Genomic DNA, 17,752 nt, shown 5'->3' on the forward strand with positions numbered 1-17,752 from the left:
CATTCATTTTTATGAATCTTTATTACATTGGTATTCATGAGTATATGTTTATTATAGACGTAAAATTTAATGGTAACTAAAAAATATAATTTATTAGCTACAAAAGTACAAACAGTAAATATGATAAATAGTCTGCTAAACGTAATACTATTTTTACAATCATTATATTAAAATACGCTCAAAAACTCATTTTAGTTTTAAAAAGCTCAACTTTCTTACTCCTCTTTATTCTAATATCTAAAATTTAACGATACGTAAGGGTACCATCCATCAGTAGAATGGCCCATTACAAAACGAACAACTGTTAAAGATGCTGGCGCAAAATAAACGCCACCACCAACACCGTGATGCCACGCGTTTGAAGAATCGTTATTGCTCCAAACACGACCAAGATCGTAAAAACCAAGTAAACCAACTTGCCCAGGAAGCACATAGCTAACCAAATCGCCTAGCTTTGCCCTTAATTCTAAATTGTTATAAAAACTATGATCGCCTGCAAACCTGAACTGACGGTAACCAAGTAAATTACCCTGACCACCAAGAAATTGCGATTGATAGAAAGCTGGTTTACCAACCGTTACACCTCCACCAAAACGATCGGCCAGTATAAATGCTTTTCTACCATCTAAGTTTTTGTACAAGGCAATACTTGCCGTAAACTGACCGAATGAGTTTGAATATTTATTTATTCCTTTATAACCCGTAAGTTTAAAATCAACGTAGCTACCTAAAGTTGGCAACAAGTCGTTATCGCGGGTATTATTAACAAAGTTTACAAAAGCACCAGCATACATCTTTTCATTGCGGATGGTTAAGCTATCATAAGAATGTAATTGCGCCGTTTGAGTAATAAAACGACCGTCATTATCTTCCTGATTATATTTATAATACTGAATAGAAGGACCAATACTCAAAGTAGATTTAGGTCTGCGCCATCTTAAAGCCGCATCTACCTGATACAAATTGAATCTAGCTCTATAATACCTAATGTCGTCACCATGCTCATCGAAAGCGGTTTCATTGCCTAATCCAAAGAAATTTTGAGTGTTATTGGGTGCAAAAGCATCAGCCTTGATTGTAAAATCTGCCTTTCCTAAAGCCTTAAGCCATTCGCCCTTATAATTAAATCTAAATGCTTTTGAAGAAAACGAATGCAAGAATGAAACAGTCTGCGAATTACCGTAAGGTTGTTTTCTAAAACCAGGATTGGTTTGCTTATAAATTAAGCCAAGCAATATCCCATCGTCGTTATTATAGCCTGCATTTAACAGCCACGAACTTCTGCGATACATATCTTTTGGAATATAGCTAAAGTTTGAGGTATCATTAGAAATAATTTTCCTGATTTTATTAGCGTCTTCTCCATTGTAAGTTGCTTTATCAGTTCTACCGTAAAGCTTTACCAAGCCGTTACTATTTGCAAAATCGTAAACCTTTTCACCTTTACCACCGATTATTCTGATTTTAATATTCGAATTTTTGTTATCCAATATTAAGCTATCGTTACCATTGTGCATATAAACCCTAAGCTCCTTGGTTACTTTCGGATCGAAAGTTCGGTTAAAAAGTGTTTCTTTAATATTCCCTTCCTTGGAAATTTTATTGATTTTAACTTTTAAACCCTTATCCGATGCATCTGTTATCTGAATTAACTCATTTTTATTGGTTACCTCAATATCTACAATACGATTAAAGAAATGATAATAATCATTCATCAACTTTGGTAATTCTTTAATTCTCGAGCGCATTTGAGCAAGCAAGGCATCGTGATGTAAAGAATAACTGGGCTCAGGAAGTTTACGTAATGCCTTTTCAAAAACATCATCATTATACTTAGAACAAAAATCGGCTACAATCTTATCCCATTCTTCTTCCCCAATATTTGCTGTCCAACGACTGCTAATCTCTCTTCCCTCCCACAAAAACCAATTGATATCCTTAATTTTTCGTTCGTAACCTTGCATCATCGGCAATAATGAAGACGACTGTGTGTAGCGCTGTAAGGCACCATCTGATCGGAAAAACACTTGATCCCGATCTCTTGGTACTGGTGTATAGTGCGAACCTCCATCTTTTTTAGTTTCTTTCCAACGCCATTGATCTTCATGCCTGTCCCAATCGCCAAGTAAAACATCCAATGCTCTTGCCTTAACCCAGCCAGGCCCATCTAAAGTATTGTCGTTATCATCGGTTAATTTTTTATCCATCTTCGGAGAACTGTCCGACTCGCCCACGGGCTCACGCTCCTCCAAAAGGCATAAAGTATTAGCAAAGGCAGATTCATATTCACCCAAATTATCATCAGGAGAAACCCAGCCAATTATGGGATTACTATGTGCAATTCCTGCGGCTTTAGCCAGTTCGGGTACAACAAGAGCCGAAAACGGATGCTGTGCACTCATATTATCTTTAATAATATCTTTTGCAAAAGTTTCTCTTAAGGCGGCAGGCAATAAAACCTCTGGAAATTTCTCTACGCTTCGTAAAGCGTATTCTTTGCCGTTTTTATCTTCTAACCTTAACGATCTCGATTGATTACCACCACCACGCTGAGTTGCTTTTAATCCGCCAGCAATTTCAGAAATTCTAAGCACTGGAACTTTTGTTTTTTCGGCATACTCCTTACGGTAATTTTCGCCAAAAACATATCTGTGGAAACGTCCCACACTATCGTATTCTGGTTTTACACTCACCATAATGCTATCTGCAGTAATAACCTTATCACGAGCCTTAATTTTTTGGCTTATAGTTTCAAACTTCTTGGTATAACTGTAAACCCGTTTAACACCTGTATCGGCATAAACATAATATTCGTAACGCATATCGTTATTCATTAACTGATCTGCAACTACGTAACCTTGCTCCATTTCGTGAAACAAAGAGGTTTTACCCTTTTTATTTGGCGATATTTTTGAGCCCGAGCCACTAATAATCTGTAACTGCTTACCTTTGATAAGCTGTAAACCATGTTCATGACCAGCCACGTATGTAACGTTTGGATAATCGCCAAAAACACCATTAACCGACTTAATCATATCTTTATAGGCAGGATGATTTAAATCTTCGGGGCTTAATAAAGTAGAACGTAAAAACGGATAAACAGAACCCAAAACAGGCATTGGGATATATAAATTCTTATTTAACGAGGTTAACGGAAAAAAGTGATTCCTTAAATTGAAATAACCACCATGTGGCCCATAACTTTGAAAAGGATGATGAGAAGCTAACAGAATAATCTTATTCTTATTTTTCTCTAGCAAATCTTCCATTTTCACTAATACCTCATCCTTAGTACGGCATTCGCATTCTCCGTTTGGATTCGATTTATTGTAGGGAAATAACCACCATTCGCTATCATATGCAATTATGGTTAATTTATCGGTAAGGTTTATTGCAACTGGATCAGGGCAACCATTTTCAGGAATAAGCTTTAACAACGGATCGTTCTGTGCTTTTAAATAATCATCCTGAGCTTTTATTTTGGCCAAACCTTTCGGACCTGATTTATCCCAGTCGTGGTTGCCTGGAACAAAATATACAGCAGCTCCTTTTTCACGCATAGGTGCGAACTGAGATTGCAATATCTTTTTAGTTTCTTCCTCTTCGAGGCTGCCTGGTAATCCCATTCCTGTTGGATAAATATTATCACCAAGGTAAACTACAGTAGTTTTTTTAGGAATAATTTGCTTTGCTGCATTTTTTAAATCCTGCATTTGCCCTGGATTCATTTCTCCCGCATCGCCAAACAAAATGACACGATACTTTACATCATTTTGAGCAAAAGCTGCAAAACTTATCAGTGTAAAAAAAATTGATAGCGTAAAATTTTTAGTCATAGTGTTGGTTTAAAACGGTTTCCAAACTGGAATTGTTAAAAGGTATTATATATTCAAAAGTCGTATTGAGTTCGTAAAAAACTTAAAAAATTCCCTACTAACTCAACACGATAAAATTTACGTTTAATAAAACGTAATCATTATTTTTTAAGTTTAAACTGCAAAATATTACCTGCAGCTAAAGTCCCACCTTCGTTTGATATGTAAAGGTTGTTATCCTTATCAAAAGCGATTCCCTCTGGTTGATTAAAATTACCACCTTTTAGCGGATATGCTGCTTTAATTTTGAAATTTTCATCGGTAACAACCAATAATTTATTAACTGAAGACAGAATGTACCACTCATTTGTGCGCTGATTTTTGGTTAAAGCAGAAGGCTTAAATTTCACTTTTTTCTCTCCACTTAATGCTTCAATTTCTTTAAAAGCCAGATTAAAAGTACCTGCTGGTTTTAATGTGTTATCAGCCGCAAAATCGAATGCATAAATACTTGTTGCTTTATTCTGTTCATCAGCTTTGCTGCCTTTTGTTAATATATAAATTTTACCAGCTTTTTCGTCGGCGGCCAGTCCTTCATATTCAGCTTTGGGCACCATACCTTTTATTTTAACCACATTAACAGCTTCAGCTTTATTTAGTTCCGACATTGGAAACATATGCAATTCGCCATTACTTTTAAGCACCATAATCTGTTCCTTGATTATTGTTAAATCTTCATAATCTCCTTTACCGCCAAACTTGGTAAATTTAGATTCTTTGTCATTTAAGCCAAGATAAAACAAATCTCCATCCTCATCTTGGATTGCAAAAACTTGTTTTGGATCCCCATTATGAAACACAATTCCAGAAATTTCGAACAGATTATGAGGCATATTGTACTTTACTGGATTTTCTAAATCGTAGGGTAAACTTGTTTTTTCGACCGTTACTCCTTTGTCTGTTTCAGATTTTGCTTCATCATGTTTTTCGTTAACACATGAAATGAAGAAAAACGCCATAACTAGAATTATAAGTGCAGAGGATATTTGTTTTTTTAAGTTTCTCATCGGATAAAAATTAAGATTGATTTTTTAAAAATTCGTATATAGCGTGCTGTGATGCAATAAGTGTTCCATCCTTTTCAACAGGAACATTATTCATATTTTCATCAATACGCACAGCTTGTAGGTTATCGCGTAATTGAATATTAATAATCTCCAAAATCTCTGTTTTTATTTTCTCATCATAAATTGGAAAGCAAACCTCTATCCTTCTGTAAATATTTCGGTTCATCCAATCGGCAGAACCTAAGTACACATCCTGCTTACCCAAATTATGAAATATAAAAACACGGCCGTGTTCTAAATATCGATCCACAATTCTGATAATTTTAATATTTTCACTCATTCCATCAACACCAGGAATTAAGCGACAAATACTACGCACAAGCATGGTAATTTTTACGCCTGCCTGTGATGCTTGATAAAGTTTATCTATTAAAATTTTCTCTTCGAGATTATTAAGTTTAATTGTAATTGAAGCTTCTCGCCCTGCCTTTGCATACTCAATTTCGCGATCAATAAGCGCCAGAAATTTGGTTTGTAAATTAAATTGAGCAACCAGGATATGTTCAAACTTTATTAAATCGGGCGATGATGGCTTTACTCTTTTAGCCAAAAAAATAAATAATAACTCTATTTCTCGCAAAATGGCTTTATTAGCTGTCATTAAAATATGATCGGTATAAAAAGCCGCCGTACTTTCGTTAAAGTTCCCAGTTGCAAGTAAACCAGTATAGGTTGTCCTATCGCCAATTTTTCTTTTTACCAAAGCAACTTTAGCATGAACTTTTAAGGCGGTAACGCTGTAAACAATTTCCACCCCTTTTTCCTTCATTTTCTTGGCCCACTTAATATTGTTTGCCTCGTCGAACCTTGCCTTTAACTCTACTAAAACAAACACTTTTTTACCATTTTTTGCAGCGCTGATTAATGCATTAATAATTTTAGAATCGCTGGCGACACGGTAAATTGTCAGGTAAATTTCCTTAACATCTGGATCAATTGCCGCCTCATTAAAAAATCTTAATACACTATCGTAACTTTGATAAGGTGTATGAATAATGATATCATTTTTCTCGATGGCTTGCGTTAAGGTGCCATTAAAAACATCAGTATTACATATTTTTGGCCACGATTGATTGGACAGCCCTGGTTTGTTGACAGGAAAACTCATCAAATCTTTAAGATTATGGTATTGTCCACCTTCGACCATATTGGCCTTTTTAAGACTAAAAAGTTTTTTCAATAGAGCTAAAACGTTTTCTGGAATGCCTGGTTGATGAAGAAATCTTGTAGCCAGGCCCGAATCGCGTTTTAAAAGCTGTGCTTCTAACTGATCTGATAAATTTCCAGAATATTCATCCTTTAAATCAATTTCTGCATCACGGGTAATTTTAAAACTAAAGCAGCCTGTAATTTCCTCATTCTTAAAAACAGAATCGAGATTAAAACGCACAATATCATCCAGAAAAACTATAAATACTTTGTCTTCGTGCTCAATTTTATAAAACCTGGGTAACTCGTTCGAAGGAATATTCAGAATAACCGTTTTTTCGATTTTATCTTGCTTTAAAGTAATTAGGAAATAAAGCTCATTATTCGACGGAAAGAAATCTGTGTTTTCTTCAACATAAACAGGTTGCATAAAAGCCAAAACCTGACTTAAAAAATATCTGTTTATCTGTTGTTTAATTTCATCAGGAAAAACATCACCATAAAGCAAGTGGATGTTATTTTCTTTTAAATGCGGAATAATATGTTGTTTTAAAGCCTTTCCATAACGCTGCTGCTGATCGGAAATTAAATTGTTTGCGCTGTTTAATAAATCCGCTTCAATATGAATATCGTTATCTGTTTTACCGCTCAGTTTCTCAAGAGCCAAAAGAACAGGCATCCTTACCCGATAAAACTCATCCAGATTGGAAGAAAATATAGATAAAAATTTAATGCGTTCTAAAAGAGGAACAGCTTCCCTTTCGGCTTCCATTAAAATGCGCTCGTTAAATTTAAGCCAGCTTAAATCTCTGTTAAACAGCCTGGTTTCTACTAATTCTTCCATTAAAGTTTACCGTAAGCTGCATAAGCAACAACAAATGCTAAAACCGCAGCAATAAGACCGAACATAAAGATATTATAAGCCAACCTAATCAATTTATACTTTCGACCTAAAACCACACCTTGTGAGTACACATCAGTAATTAAGGTGCCGTATAAAAAGTCTTTATCGTTCATTACCTTTAGCATACCATCTGTATATGCTGGTAACGACATTTTATAAAAATTGCCAAAAAACAACAGATTTACCTTTTTGTTATCCATATCTTCTGGCGTAAAAATTCCTTGCGGGATGGATGGACGAGTTGATAAAATTGACACCACCACACAGGTTAAACTAACCATCAATAAAATAAAAGTCGGGATGATTAAATTTCCATGATCTTCCAGTCTTCTTAAAAGTAAACTCACAATTAAGGATAGCATGATGGAATTAACAGTTATTAATATATGTGCTTTATTATCAGCCATATCGCTTAATCGCTGGTTATTTGCCGAAGTAATCCTAAACATGGTTTCAATTCCCTTATCAGGTTTATCGTCTTTACCTTTTTTGTCTTTTTTACCTTTAGTATTTTCTACCTCCTGCGATAAATTAGTATGTAAAGCGGGCTGAACAAAGTTAATCTGCTCATCATTTTTCGATAACTTACTTTTTATCTTTTCAATATTTTTCGATTTTTGATCGTTAAGCAATAGCTGAGCATAATCGGTATGGTAATGCTGAGATTCTAAAAACTGAATATCATTTATCCGCCAATCGTTTTTACTGATGTCTTTATTGTAAATTAACTCAGCCTCTTTGTGCATTAATTTGCCTTTTTCCCTAAAATCTGTAGTTCCAAGATGAAAAAGATCTGCATCACAGAGGATGTTTTCTAATAAATTTTTGGGCTTTTGAGGAATTTTGGTACTTAAAATCGCGTTAGAAACTTTTTCCCTGATGGTTTCGTCAACACCAAGGTTTTTTAAATAATCACTAGCCATTTCAGCACCCTTTATTTCGTGATGGAATACATCTACAAAATAACCTGTATCGTGAAACCAGGCTGCAACAGTTACCACAAAGAAATCTTCGTTATTTAATTGATAATGATTGGCTATTTCTTGTGCGGCTTTTACAACATCATTAGTATGCTGAAAGTTGTGGTAAACCAGCCTTGAATCGTGATGAGTGTTAAAATAATCGTTAACATGCTTTTCTACATCAATTTGTAGTTGCTTATAATCCATGGGGGTGTTGCTAAAATATAAATCTAATTTGGAAATATTTTCCAGATAAAAAACAAGCTGATTGCGTTTATTGTTATAAAATTACATTAATTTTCATAAAATGATTCACGCTAGCGATAACTAATTAAATTCTGTTTATTCATTATTAATGTTATCTATAATGTACGAATTGGGTTTTTGTTTTTAAAAATCGTCAAATAACTGAAAATGAATTGGAAACAATTTATTTGAAATTTTAATGAAAAACTTTTTCCGAATTTGAATGCAATTTTGTAACATTGCACTCGCAAAAAACAAATGTTTTTTCAGGGCCTATAGCTCAGTTGGTTAGAGTAGAAGACTCATAATCTTTTGGTCGCTGGTTCGAGCCCAGCTGGGCCCACAACCCTTCAGTGAAAACTGGAGGGTTTTTTTATGCGCTAAATGCTGGTTATAGATCAACTAAAGGTTATATGTAATTCTGATTTTAGATTTTTAAGGTGGTTAGGCTTTGCAAATGCACCTAATTCAATGCCTGTAATTCCTTTAAGATAATACAGCTTATCTTCTTTTCCTTTTTCATCACAGTTAAATATAATAGCTTTTATTGGATTAGTTTTTTTATTTCAGATGATGATAAAAATATTGTCAATCAGGCAAAAAATAACTTTCTGTTTTAATCATAAAATGCTCCCGCTTGGAGATCAATTATAAAAAAAGAGCCACATTGCTGTAGCTCCTTATAGGGTAAAGTGCGAGATTGCGCTCAACCAACTTAAATTTCGGATCGGTGTTAATCGAATAATCGCCAAAGGTATTTTTAATGATTTTTGGCGATTATTACTCAATTAAGCCGTTGCAGTAAGTGTAGTTCCTGAAACGGTTAATGGATAAACTTTCAATGCACTCGTTGTTCCGCCGTCATTTGGTTGTGCTAAAATGCTTCCTGTAGTTGTGTATCTCGAACTATGCAAGCTGCATTGAATGTAATTGTTAGCTTGTATAAAACCTAGCGAGCCGCCCTGATGTGGGCATGTAGCTTGCGTAGCTGCAAAGGAAGTGGTTGCATTTCCGCTCGCAGTACGAATAAACAAAATTCCACTGAGTACTAAAGAAGAACCAATTGCAAGCAACTGACTATTTAAATCAACACTTACAGTAGAACCTGGCGGTGTTGTGCCACCACCTGGGTTTGTCGGTCCTGGTGCATCACTTTTTTTTCCGCAAGATGAGAAACAACTACCTGTACAAGCCAGCGCTACGCCTAGCCCCAAAGATTTAAGAAATTCATTACGTTCCATAATTTGTTTTGTTAGTAAATTTTAGATTGAATATTTTTATCCTTCGATTTAAATAATGTGAAGTTTCTGGAAATGGTAAAGCCAAAGCGAACCCCGCCTTTACGCCACGATTTTTGGGTATCGGGAACAAAGCTGTTCTCAGAAATATATTCCGAATTCATGAAATTAAGAGAGAAAACATGCCCGCCAGTTTCAATTTCCAGTCCAACTCCCAAAGGGTTATAAAACTGTTGAGCTAAATCAGTTGGTCGATTTAAACCGTTTACCAACGTATAATCTGCAATAAATGATAGGCGTTTCGTTAGTTTTAAACGCCCTGCAAAACCTATACTAAAAAGATTTTCAGGATCCCTAGCTTCTGTTGTGTTTTTTCTAAGGAGAACAGCTGGCGCCACTTGTAATGAAATTCGTTGTGTAATTTTTCTTGAAAGAATGGGTTGAAGAAAGTAGGAAAAACGATTGCCATAACTGGAGAATTCATTTGTTGTAAAGGGTGCTCTGGCTATCCAGCCCATTTGTGCTAACAGGGTAACATTTAATGGAAAGCTATGGCTACTTCCTCCATTTTGCTCAAATAATTTATACTTAAGAAAGCCATTATAAAGTTCATCATGCTTACTTCGCCCAATACTTACCGTTAATTTATCGGTAATACCGTAATCGAAGCCGATAAACAAATCGGTGGCAACATCTAAACCATAAAGCGTGTGTGCACTTCCAAATTCACCTCCAATATCTCCAAAATGATGACGAATACGCATATCCATATCATGCTTTTTTTGAGTTTCGGTAGAATGTGATAACACAATCCTTGTAGATTTAAAGGCTGGGTTCTGAATTTTGAATGCGTTGCTATCAGTTACCGATTTTAATAATGAATCTGCTGATTGCGCATAAATGTTTGTTGCTAAAAGACAAACAAAGCTTATTAAAGTAAAAGTTCGTAACATATATTTAGGGTTTAGGATTTAGGTTTCCGCTTACTTTTACACTGATGATCTTGGCGATTTTAGTAAAAACTAAAGTTGGTATTTTGATATTATGATCCACGCAGGCTACATCGAAGGCAGATGAAATGGTTGCAGAGCCATCTTTAATTAGAATCTTCGCTAAAATAGTTCGCGGTTTGCTTACACCATGTACAGTAAGTGTGCCTTTTGCTGTTACCGCATATTCAGCATTTTTAGTCCAATCGATATTGGGAGATATCGTCCCTTTAAATGCTGCCACAGGATATTGATCACTTTCCATGTAGTTCTCATTAAAATGCTCCTGCATAAGTTTCTTTTCAAACTCAAAGCTTTTGATGGTCACCTGAATTGCAAATTCACCACTTTTCGAAATCAAAACAGCAGAAGTTTTATCGCTCGAGGCTTTAATATCTTCGATTGGTGTTGAAGAAAAAAACGAGGTTTTAACATTCGCCGAAACAAAATTTTGGGCATTGGCCGCTATGCATCGCATTAAAAAAAACACGACCAATAAGATTGCCATTACAGTATTTTTAGCTTTCATGTTTAAGAAATTAGTTTAGTTAGTTAAATGATATAGGATTAGATTTTTCATAGCTATCCGCTTTTGTTATGCCCAACGCTGAATAATGAGGTCGATCAGCAATGCCGATCGACCAAACCACACTTACCTAACCCCCATATTTTTAAGGCAATGGAGCGATTAAAGATGTTGGAGTTAGTACAGGCCAAAATCCTGGCGCAGCTCCAATACTTACACCCTTATTATCTCCCCGCTTTGCATCCTGAGAAAAATAATAAAGTGGCCAGCCTTTATAAGTCATTTGTTTCTTGCCAAACACATCAATAACGCTGATCAAATCTTTTGTAATTACCGATGGTAAAACCTTAGTATCGATATCGTAAACTGGCCAAATACTGTTATTACTCAAATCTGCTTTAGTAAATGTGTTTTTATTGTTTTTATCAGGGGAAAATGAATAAAGAGTTCTGCCAGCAGCATCAGTAAAATACTTTGTATTGCCAGTTCCTTCTACATACAAAGAAGTGTACGATTTGCCATTTGAACCAATTAACTGGGCATTAGCAAGCATCAAAGAATAATCGGGTTTGGCTACAAACCAAATGCCGCCTACCCCATCACCCTTTGTATCACCCGATGCGACATCACTCGCATAATAATAGAGTGGATAACCTTTGTAAGTGCTCTGCTTTTTACCATCGGCCCGAGTAATTTCACTCACTTGCGACTTATCTAAATTCAAATCGGTACTTGCATCTGCCGAATAATACAAGGGCCAAACCGCTTCGCATCCTCCTGTACAATTTGCGGTTCCGTTCACATCGTTTGCGAAAAAGTAAAGTGTTTTCCCTTCTTTATCCGTAAGTAATGATCCGAACTGAGCATTGGTAAAAAGTTGAATTCCTTTCTTTTCGACAACAGGCTCATCAATTACTGATTTTTTACACGAAGTAATTAATATAATGGCCAGGCAAGTCGTAACAATCAGGTATTTTTTTAGGTAGCTTATCATAAGATTTTGTTTTAGGTTTTAGTATCTTTATTTGTCATCATTACGCACCTTAAATGAAAATGGTTGCTCCCTATTGCGAAGTTTTTTCTCTATTAAAAAAATATTATTATGCAGGCAACCTTTCGCCTGTGGCTATCGTAATGTATGCTGAAAGGAGAATCTGTGACCACTAATCGCGATAGTGAACATCTTATAAAAGAGTATATCGAAGGCTGCCTTAGAAATGATAGAAATAGTCAAAAAGCACTATATAAACATTTCTATAGCTTTGCTATGGGTATTTGTTTGCGTTATGCAAATAATAGGTTGGATGCTGCAGGGATATTAAATGATAGCTTTTTCAAAGCATTTAAAAACATTTCGAAATACGAATCATCCAAAGCATTTCTGCCTTGGCTTGGCAGAATTGTGACTAATACTGCCATCGATTTTTACCGAAGTAACCTGAAGTTTGCAGGCCATATGGATATCGATGATATTGAAGGCCCCGCACAAGTTACAATGGTATATGAAAAACTCGCTTACGAAGACTTAATAAATCTGGTACAGAATTTAAGTCCAGCTTACCGAACGGTTTTTAACCTTTTTGCCATAGATGGAAATAGTCACGAAGAAATCTCCGAATTACTAAATATTTCTATAGGAACATCAAAATCAAATCTTTTTAAGGCCAGATTAAAATTACAGGAAATGATAAAAGCCTTGGAAGAAAAAAGTTATAAAATTCTGCCTGCAGACGATAATACAAATTTTGTTCAGGTTAGATTAAACACAAATATGTAATGAAAGCGCATAATGATATAGATAAGTTATTTAAGGATGGTTTAGGGAAACCCGATATTCCTTTTAATGAACTTGACTGGGAGGAGTTAGACAAACAATTGCATCCTAAGCCAAAGCGCAGAATAGTGCCGTTTTTTTGGTTGGCAACCGCAGCTGGAATTGCAGCTACGTTAATACTTATTTTTCTATTACCAGGTAAAGACAATGGATCATCTGTGCCTGCTATCGTTAAACAAAAAAGCAAATACAATCAAAAAAGCACACCTGTAAATACTGATTCTAAAGTTGAAAAAAGTAATGAATTGCCTAAACCAATTGTAATAACGGATGATAAAATCAGTTTAAGCGCACAGACTAAAAAAACTGATTATAAACGTACCACCAAAAGTATTAATATGCTTCCAAAGGAAAATCTAATCCAAAATATTGCCCAGAATAATATATTACCTGTTTTACCCAAATCAAGTATTGAATTTGAAGATCGTAAAAGTTCAATTACTTTTTCAAAACAAGCTATTAATACAAATTTAGCTTTACAAAAAGCGAATAACAGCGTTATCAAAACCACTAAAACCAAACCTGGATTTGTATTGGCAATTATTGCAGCTCCGGATTTAACAGGTATTCAAAAATCGGGAAGAAGTAGTTTAAGTGGCGGTATCGGTATTGAAGCAACCTTAATGCTTACCAAAAGACTAAGTATTACTACGGGTGCAGCTTATGCCAAAAAAATATATGATTCTGATTTTAGCTTATATAACCCGAAATCTAATTATGTATTTAAAAACCAACCCTTAAATATCCATGCCAATTGCGATGTACTGGATATACCATTAAATGTAAACTATAAAATTTTAGGAAATAACCGAAACGCTCTGATATTAACCACAGGATTATCGACTTATTTAATGCTCAAGGAAGATTATTACTATTCTTATGAAACTCCAAACTCAAAATGGCCACAATCATACGAAGTCAAAAATGAGAACCAACATTATTTAGGCATTGCAAACATCGGGGTAACTTTTCAACGTAAAATAAACAGCAGACTGAGCTTGGGTATTACGCCGTTTGCTAAAATTCCATTAACAAATATTGGCTACGGAAATTCTAGGTTGTCATCAACAGGTGTTGCAGTTTCTGTAAATATGACTAATCTATTTTCGAAGAAAGAAAACACATCAATGCCAAAATAATAAAATTTAAAACATCCCGAATGGTGATTTTGAAGGACTATTTCTTTAGTGATTGGCTCAGATGAACTACAATTCGGAAACTCTACTTGATTTCAGTTTCATCACGCAATAATATTTGTAGTGCGTTATCTGTACAATATAATTCACCCCTGCATTCCTTTTGTAATCCTCCTCGGATAAGTAAAGAAACTAACCTTCCAGTCTATTTGAATTTCGAGCAGAAAAAAGCCCTTAAAATGCGTACTTTTGCAGCCGAAATGATTTCAATAAATAATTTAACATTCCTGATTGGCTCGAGAGCCTTATACGATGAGGCAAACTGGCACATTAAACCTGGAGATAGAGCAGGTTTAATTGGCGCCAATGGAACAGGAAAATCCACACTATTAAAAATAATTGTAGGCGAATACGCACCAAGTTCGGGTACGGTTTCCATGTCTAAAGACTTGAAAATTGGTTACTTAAACCAGGATTTACTTTCTTACGATTCGCACCATAGCATTTTGCATGTAGCAATGGAGGCTTTTGAACGCCAAAATCAACTACATGATGAAATAGAAGAACTGCTTAAAAAAATCGAAACGGATTATAGTGAAGAGGTTTTATATAAACTGAGTGATAAACAGCAAGAATTTGAGGCTTTGGATGGTTACAACATCGAATACAGAGCGAATGAAATTTTAGCAGGTTTAGGTTTCAGCACTGCAGATCAACACCGCCCTTTAAATACTTTTTCGGGAGGTTGGCGAATGCGTGTAATGCTGGCAAAAATCCTTTTACAAGATCCTGATATTTTATTACTTGATGAGCCGACCAACCACATGGATTTACCCTCGATTAAATGGTTGGAAAACTATTTAGCGAGTTTTGAAGGTGCCATTGTAATTGTATCTCACGATAGGTATTTCTTAGATAAAATTGTTAACCGTACAGTTGAATCCCGTAAAGGTAAATTAACGGTTTACGCAGGTAACTACAGTTTTTATGTAGAAGAAAAAGCTTTACGTGGCGAAATCCAAAAAGGTGAATTTAAAAACCAGCAAGCTAAAATTAAACAGGAAGAACGTTTAATCGAGCGATTTAAGGCTAAAGCATCTAAAGCAAAAATGGCGCAATCGCGTATGAAAGCTTTAGATAAAATGGAGCGAATCGACGATGTTGATGATGATAACCCGACGGTAAACTTCAGTTTTAAATTTACTAAGCCTTCTGGCCGTCACGTTGTTCGTATTGAGCACGCAACTAAACATTATCCGAATGTTCACATTTTGGAAGATGCCGAAGCGGTAATCGAAAAAGGCGATAAAATTGCTTTAATTGGAGCCAATGGTAAAGGTAAATCTACTTTGTTAAGAATGATTGCTGGTACCGAAAAATTTGATGGTTTCTGCGAAACGGGTCATAATGTAACCACCACTTTCTTTGCACAGCACCAGTTAGAATCGTTGCATCTGGAGAATTCTATTTTAGAAGAATTACAGGCTTTTGCACCTAAACATAGCGATACCGAACTTCGTAGTATTTTAGGTTGTTTCCTGTTCACGGGCGATGATGTTTTCAAGAAAATAAAAGTGCTTTCAGGTGGCGAAAAATCTCGTGTGGCTTTAGCGAAATCGTTAACTACCGATTCAAACTTCCTGATTCTGGATGAGCCGACCAACCACTTGGATATCCAGTCGGTTAACATATTGATTCAGGCTTTAGAGCAATTTGAAGGTACATTTATTGCAGTATCTCACGATAGGTATTTCTTAGATAATGTAGCCAACAAAATCTGGTTTATCGAAGGCGAAAAAATTAAACAATATCCTGGTACTTACGAAGAATACGAGGAATGGAATAGCAAACGTGAGGTTCCGATTGCAAAGCCTATCCCGATAAAAATACCAGAAAAAGCAAAAGAACAACCGAAAGTTGTTACGCCTAATACAGCCAATCAGTTAAAAAAGCTGAATGATGAATTAAAAAAGGTAGAGACTTTAATCTCTGATTTGGAAACCTCGGTTAAAAATATCGAAACAGAATTGGCAGATGAAAATGTTTACTCGAAGGCAGATAAATTAGCTGAAGCAAATAAACGTTATTTAGCCGCAAAACAAGATTTAGATAACAGCCAGACTAAATGGGAAACTTTAGCTGCTGAAATTATGGAATTGGAAGGTTAAGAAATTACTTTATGGAGAAGCCGATTTTTTTTCGGCTCTGGCAATATTATAATATTGGAGCCGCAGATTTTTTCTGCGGCTTTTTTATGATTTATTTTTTGTCAATGAAATACGTAATGTATACAAAGGAATAATATCCCGTGTAATCTGCGTTTCCGTTGCACTATTTGAGTTCATTCTTGGCTAAAAAAGCACGGAAGACGCAGAAATTTATCTCTGATAATAAGCACTCAAAGGCAAATCTTTTAAAATTGCTTAATACTATGTACTTTTAGTCATGCAAAAACTAATCGCTGTATTACTATTCATCTTCCCTATTCTAACCTTTGCCCAAAACGATAAAGCCTTTACCAACGAAAACAAAGTTTATCTCCCAAATATTAAAACTGTTTTATGTTTTAATAGTAATAAAGAGCAAAGTATTCCAGTAATTATGCTCAACTCAACAGAAACCATTACCTTTTCTTTTGATGATTTATTGGCTGGAACTAAGAATTACTGGTACACGGTAGAGCATTGTACGTCTGATTGGCAAACCTCAAAAATTACAAGTATCGATTACCTGGATGGCTTTAGTGATGATAGAATAATTAATTACCATTACTCATCAAACACAACCAGAAAATATACGCACTATGAGCTAAACCTGCCTAACACACAGGTTAAACCAAAAATTGGCGGCAACTATATTCTTAAGGTTTATTTAAACGGAGATAAAAACCAACCCGTAATATCGCAACGTTTTTATGTACTGGATAGTCAGATCGCTATTGCCGCAGAAATTACAAATTCTTTACAGGTTGCTGATCGAAATTCTAAGCAGAAAATAAATTTCACCTTAAATCACAGCATGCCAATACCAAATCCTTATCAGGATTTGAAGGCTGTTGTAATGCAAAATTTCAATTCAAATACAGTGCAGCTAAACACTCGTCCTTCATTTGTTCGCCCAAATCAATTGGTTTATAATGATATCAATACAAATGATTTTTGGGGAGATAATGAATTCAGAAAATTCGATACCAGAAGTTTACGTTTTAAGGGCGATAATGTAAAGGATATTTATCGGGATAATGAATCTGTTAATGTGATGCTTTTTCAGGATATTTCAAGAAACACTGGAACCTTCGCCAACCAACTTGACGAAAATGGGAACTTCTTTATCCGCAATACCGATGGCCGCGATGATAAAACCGAAGCAGAGTATATGGGTGTGCTCTTTATGTTAAATTCTGCTCCGCCTACCGCCGATGGCGATGCTTACGTAGTGGGCCGCTTTAATAACTACACACTTGGCAAAGAAAATAAATTGGTTTACGATGCCAATCGAAAACAATTTTACGGCAATATTTTACTGAAACAGGGATTATACGATTATGAATATGCCTGGCTCGATAAAACATCAAAAAATACAGAAACAAAACCATTTGAAGGCTCTTTCTTTCAAACAGAGAATACTTATCAGATTTTTGTTTATTACCGAAAACCTGGAGCAAGATGGGATACCTTGGTTGGTTTTACTAATCTATCAAATCGGATAACTGATAAAAGATAATCCTGAAACCTAATCTTTTTGTTACAAAATTTTTCTTCCTTTTAAAACATACTTATTAAATTAGTAATACGATTTAGCGATATAAAAAAGCTACCAAATCTGC

The 17,752-nt window shown here is 35.3% G+C and carries 12 protein-coding genes and 1 tRNA gene; 5 read left to right on the plus strand and 8 right to left on the minus strand.

All coding sequences use genetic code 11. The annotated features are described in order from the left end of the window. Positions 1-230 precede the first annotated feature (230 nt). From ACZZZI_RS01650 to ACZZZI_RS01665, 4 genes are all read right to left on the minus strand, one after another. Complete coding sequence (locus ACZZZI_RS01650; protein WP_463488428.1) at positions 231-3,836, minus strand: BamA/TamA family outer membrane protein; 3,606 nt, start codon at positions 3,834-3,836, stop codon at positions 231-233. 140 nt (positions 3,837-3,976) lie between these two features. Beyond that, on the minus strand, positions 3,977-4,834 hold the full coding sequence (locus tag ACZZZI_RS01655) for an SdiA-regulated domain-containing protein (protein ID WP_463488429.1): 858 nt from the start codon (positions 4,832-4,834) through the stop codon (positions 3,977-3,979). A gap of 58 nt (positions 4,835-4,892) precedes the next feature. Then, positions 4,893-6,935 carry a polyphosphate kinase 1 gene (gene ppk1 / locus ACZZZI_RS01660; RefSeq protein WP_463488430.1) on the minus strand — a complete coding sequence of 681 codons (2,043 nt, stop codon included), beginning with the start codon at positions 6,933-6,935 and terminating at the stop codon, positions 4,893-4,895. Then, positions 6,935-8,164 carry a Pycsar system effector family protein gene (locus ACZZZI_RS01665; protein ID WP_463488431.1) on the minus strand — a complete coding sequence of 410 codons (1,230 nt, stop codon included), beginning with the start codon at positions 8,162-8,164 and terminating at the stop codon, positions 6,935-6,937. Before ACZZZI_RS01665 ends, ppk1 begins: the two co-directional genes overlap by 1 nt. Positions 8,165-8,472: 308 nt before the next feature. On the opposite strand from ACZZZI_RS01665, the gene ACZZZI_RS01670 reads away from it, so the two are divergent. Continuing rightward, positions 8,473-8,546 (plus strand) — tRNA-Ile (locus ACZZZI_RS01670). Between the two features lie 445 nt (positions 8,547-8,991). Here ACZZZI_RS01670 and ACZZZI_RS01675 read toward each other — a convergent pair. The 4 genes from ACZZZI_RS01675 to ACZZZI_RS01690 all read right to left on the minus strand — a co-directional run bounded on the left by ACZZZI_RS01675 (position 8,992) and on the right by ACZZZI_RS01690 (position 11,950). Beyond that, positions 8,992-9,444: a QcrA and Rieske domain-containing protein gene (locus ACZZZI_RS01675; RefSeq protein WP_316761227.1), complete on the minus strand. Its 453-nt coding sequence runs from the start codon at positions 9,442-9,444 to the stop codon at positions 8,992-8,994. 11 nt (positions 9,445-9,455) lie between these two features. Then, positions 9,456-10,394 carry a DUF5777 family beta-barrel protein gene (locus tag ACZZZI_RS01680; protein WP_463488432.1) on the minus strand — a complete coding sequence of 313 codons (939 nt, stop codon included), beginning with the start codon at positions 10,392-10,394 and terminating at the stop codon, positions 9,456-9,458. 4 nt (positions 10,395-10,398) lie between these two features. Further along, on the minus strand, positions 10,399-10,959 hold the full coding sequence (locus tag ACZZZI_RS01685) for a YceI family protein (RefSeq protein ID WP_463488433.1): 561 nt from the start codon (positions 10,957-10,959) through the stop codon (positions 10,399-10,401). 142 nt (positions 10,960-11,101) lie between these two features. Continuing rightward, positions 11,102-11,950, minus strand: a complete 849-nt coding sequence (locus tag ACZZZI_RS01690) for a hypothetical protein (protein ID WP_463488434.1) — start codon at positions 11,948-11,950, stop codon at positions 11,102-11,104. A 144-nt stretch (positions 11,951-12,094) separates the two neighbouring features. On the opposite strand from ACZZZI_RS01690, the gene ACZZZI_RS01695 reads away from it, so the two are divergent. The 4 genes from ACZZZI_RS01695 (at position 12,095) to ACZZZI_RS01710 (ending at position 17,649) form a co-directional block, all read left to right on the plus strand. Continuing rightward, the gene (locus tag ACZZZI_RS01695; RefSeq protein ID WP_463488435.1) at positions 12,095-12,733 is read left to right on the plus strand and encodes an RNA polymerase sigma factor; all 639 of its coding nucleotides are present in this window, start codon (positions 12,095-12,097) and stop codon (positions 12,731-12,733) included. Then, positions 12,733-13,929 (plus strand): hypothetical protein, encoded by a 1,197-nt coding sequence (locus ACZZZI_RS01700; RefSeq protein WP_463488436.1) that lies wholly within the window; start codon positions 12,733-12,735, stop codon positions 13,927-13,929. The genes ACZZZI_RS01695 and ACZZZI_RS01700 overlap by 1 nt, the downstream gene beginning before the upstream one ends. A 257-nt stretch (positions 13,930-14,186) precedes the next feature. Beyond that, on the plus strand, positions 14,187-16,094 hold the full coding sequence (locus ACZZZI_RS01705; protein ID WP_316761723.1) for an ABC-F family ATP-binding cassette domain-containing protein: 1,908 nt from the start codon (positions 14,187-14,189) through the stop codon (positions 16,092-16,094). Between the two features lie 277 nt (positions 16,095-16,371). Then, a complete protein-coding gene (locus ACZZZI_RS01710) occupies positions 16,372-17,649 on the plus strand; it encodes a type IX secretion system plug protein (protein WP_463488437.1) in 1,278 nt (425 codons plus the stop codon). The last annotated feature ends 103 nt before the right edge of the window (positions 17,650-17,752 follow it).

It is taken from the genome of Pedobacter sp. AC190, from assembly GCF_979258025.1.

Bases quoted from the DNA above. Each gene is read 5' to 3' on its own strand.
- ACZZZI_RS01680 (WP_463488432.1), bottom strand. From the start codon at position 10,394: ATGTTACGAACTTTTACTTTAATAAGCTTTGTTTGTCTTTTAGCAACA.
- ppk1 (WP_463488430.1), bottom strand. From the start codon at position 6,935: ATGGAAGAATTAGTAGAAACCAGGCTGTTTAACAGAGATTTAAGCTGG.
- ACZZZI_RS01690 (WP_463488434.1), bottom strand. From the start codon at position 11,950: ATGATAAGCTACCTAAAAAAATACCTGATTGTTACGACTTGCCTGGCC.
- ACZZZI_RS01665 (WP_463488431.1), bottom strand. From the start codon at position 8,164: ATGGATTATAAGCAACTACAAATTGATGTAGAAAAGCATGTTAACGAT.
- ACZZZI_RS01655 (WP_463488429.1), bottom strand. From the start codon at position 4,834: ATGGCGTTTTTCTTCATTTCATGTGTTAACGAAAAACATGATGAAGCA.
- ACZZZI_RS01695 (WP_463488435.1), top strand. From the start codon at position 12,095: ATGCTGAAAGGAGAATCTGTGACCACTAATCGCGATAGTGAACATCTT.
- ACZZZI_RS01700 (WP_463488436.1), top strand. From the start codon at position 12,733: ATGAAAGCGCATAATGATATAGATAAGTTATTTAAGGATGGTTTAGGG.
- ACZZZI_RS01675 (WP_316761227.1), bottom strand. From the start codon at position 9,444: ATGGAACGTAATGAATTTCTTAAATCTTTGGGGCTAGGCGTAGCGCTG.
- ACZZZI_RS01710 (WP_463488437.1), top strand. From the start codon at position 16,372: ATGCAAAAACTAATCGCTGTATTACTATTCATCTTCCCTATTCTAACC.
- ACZZZI_RS01650 (WP_463488428.1), bottom strand. From the start codon at position 3,836: ATGACTAAAAATTTTACGCTATCAATTTTTTTTACACTGATAAGTTTT.
- ACZZZI_RS01705 (WP_316761723.1), top strand. From the start codon at position 14,187: ATGATTTCAATAAATAATTTAACATTCCTGATTGGCTCGAGAGCCTTA.
- ACZZZI_RS01685 (WP_463488433.1), bottom strand. From the start codon at position 10,959: ATGAAAGCTAAAAATACTGTAATGGCAATCTTATTGGTCGTGTTTTTT.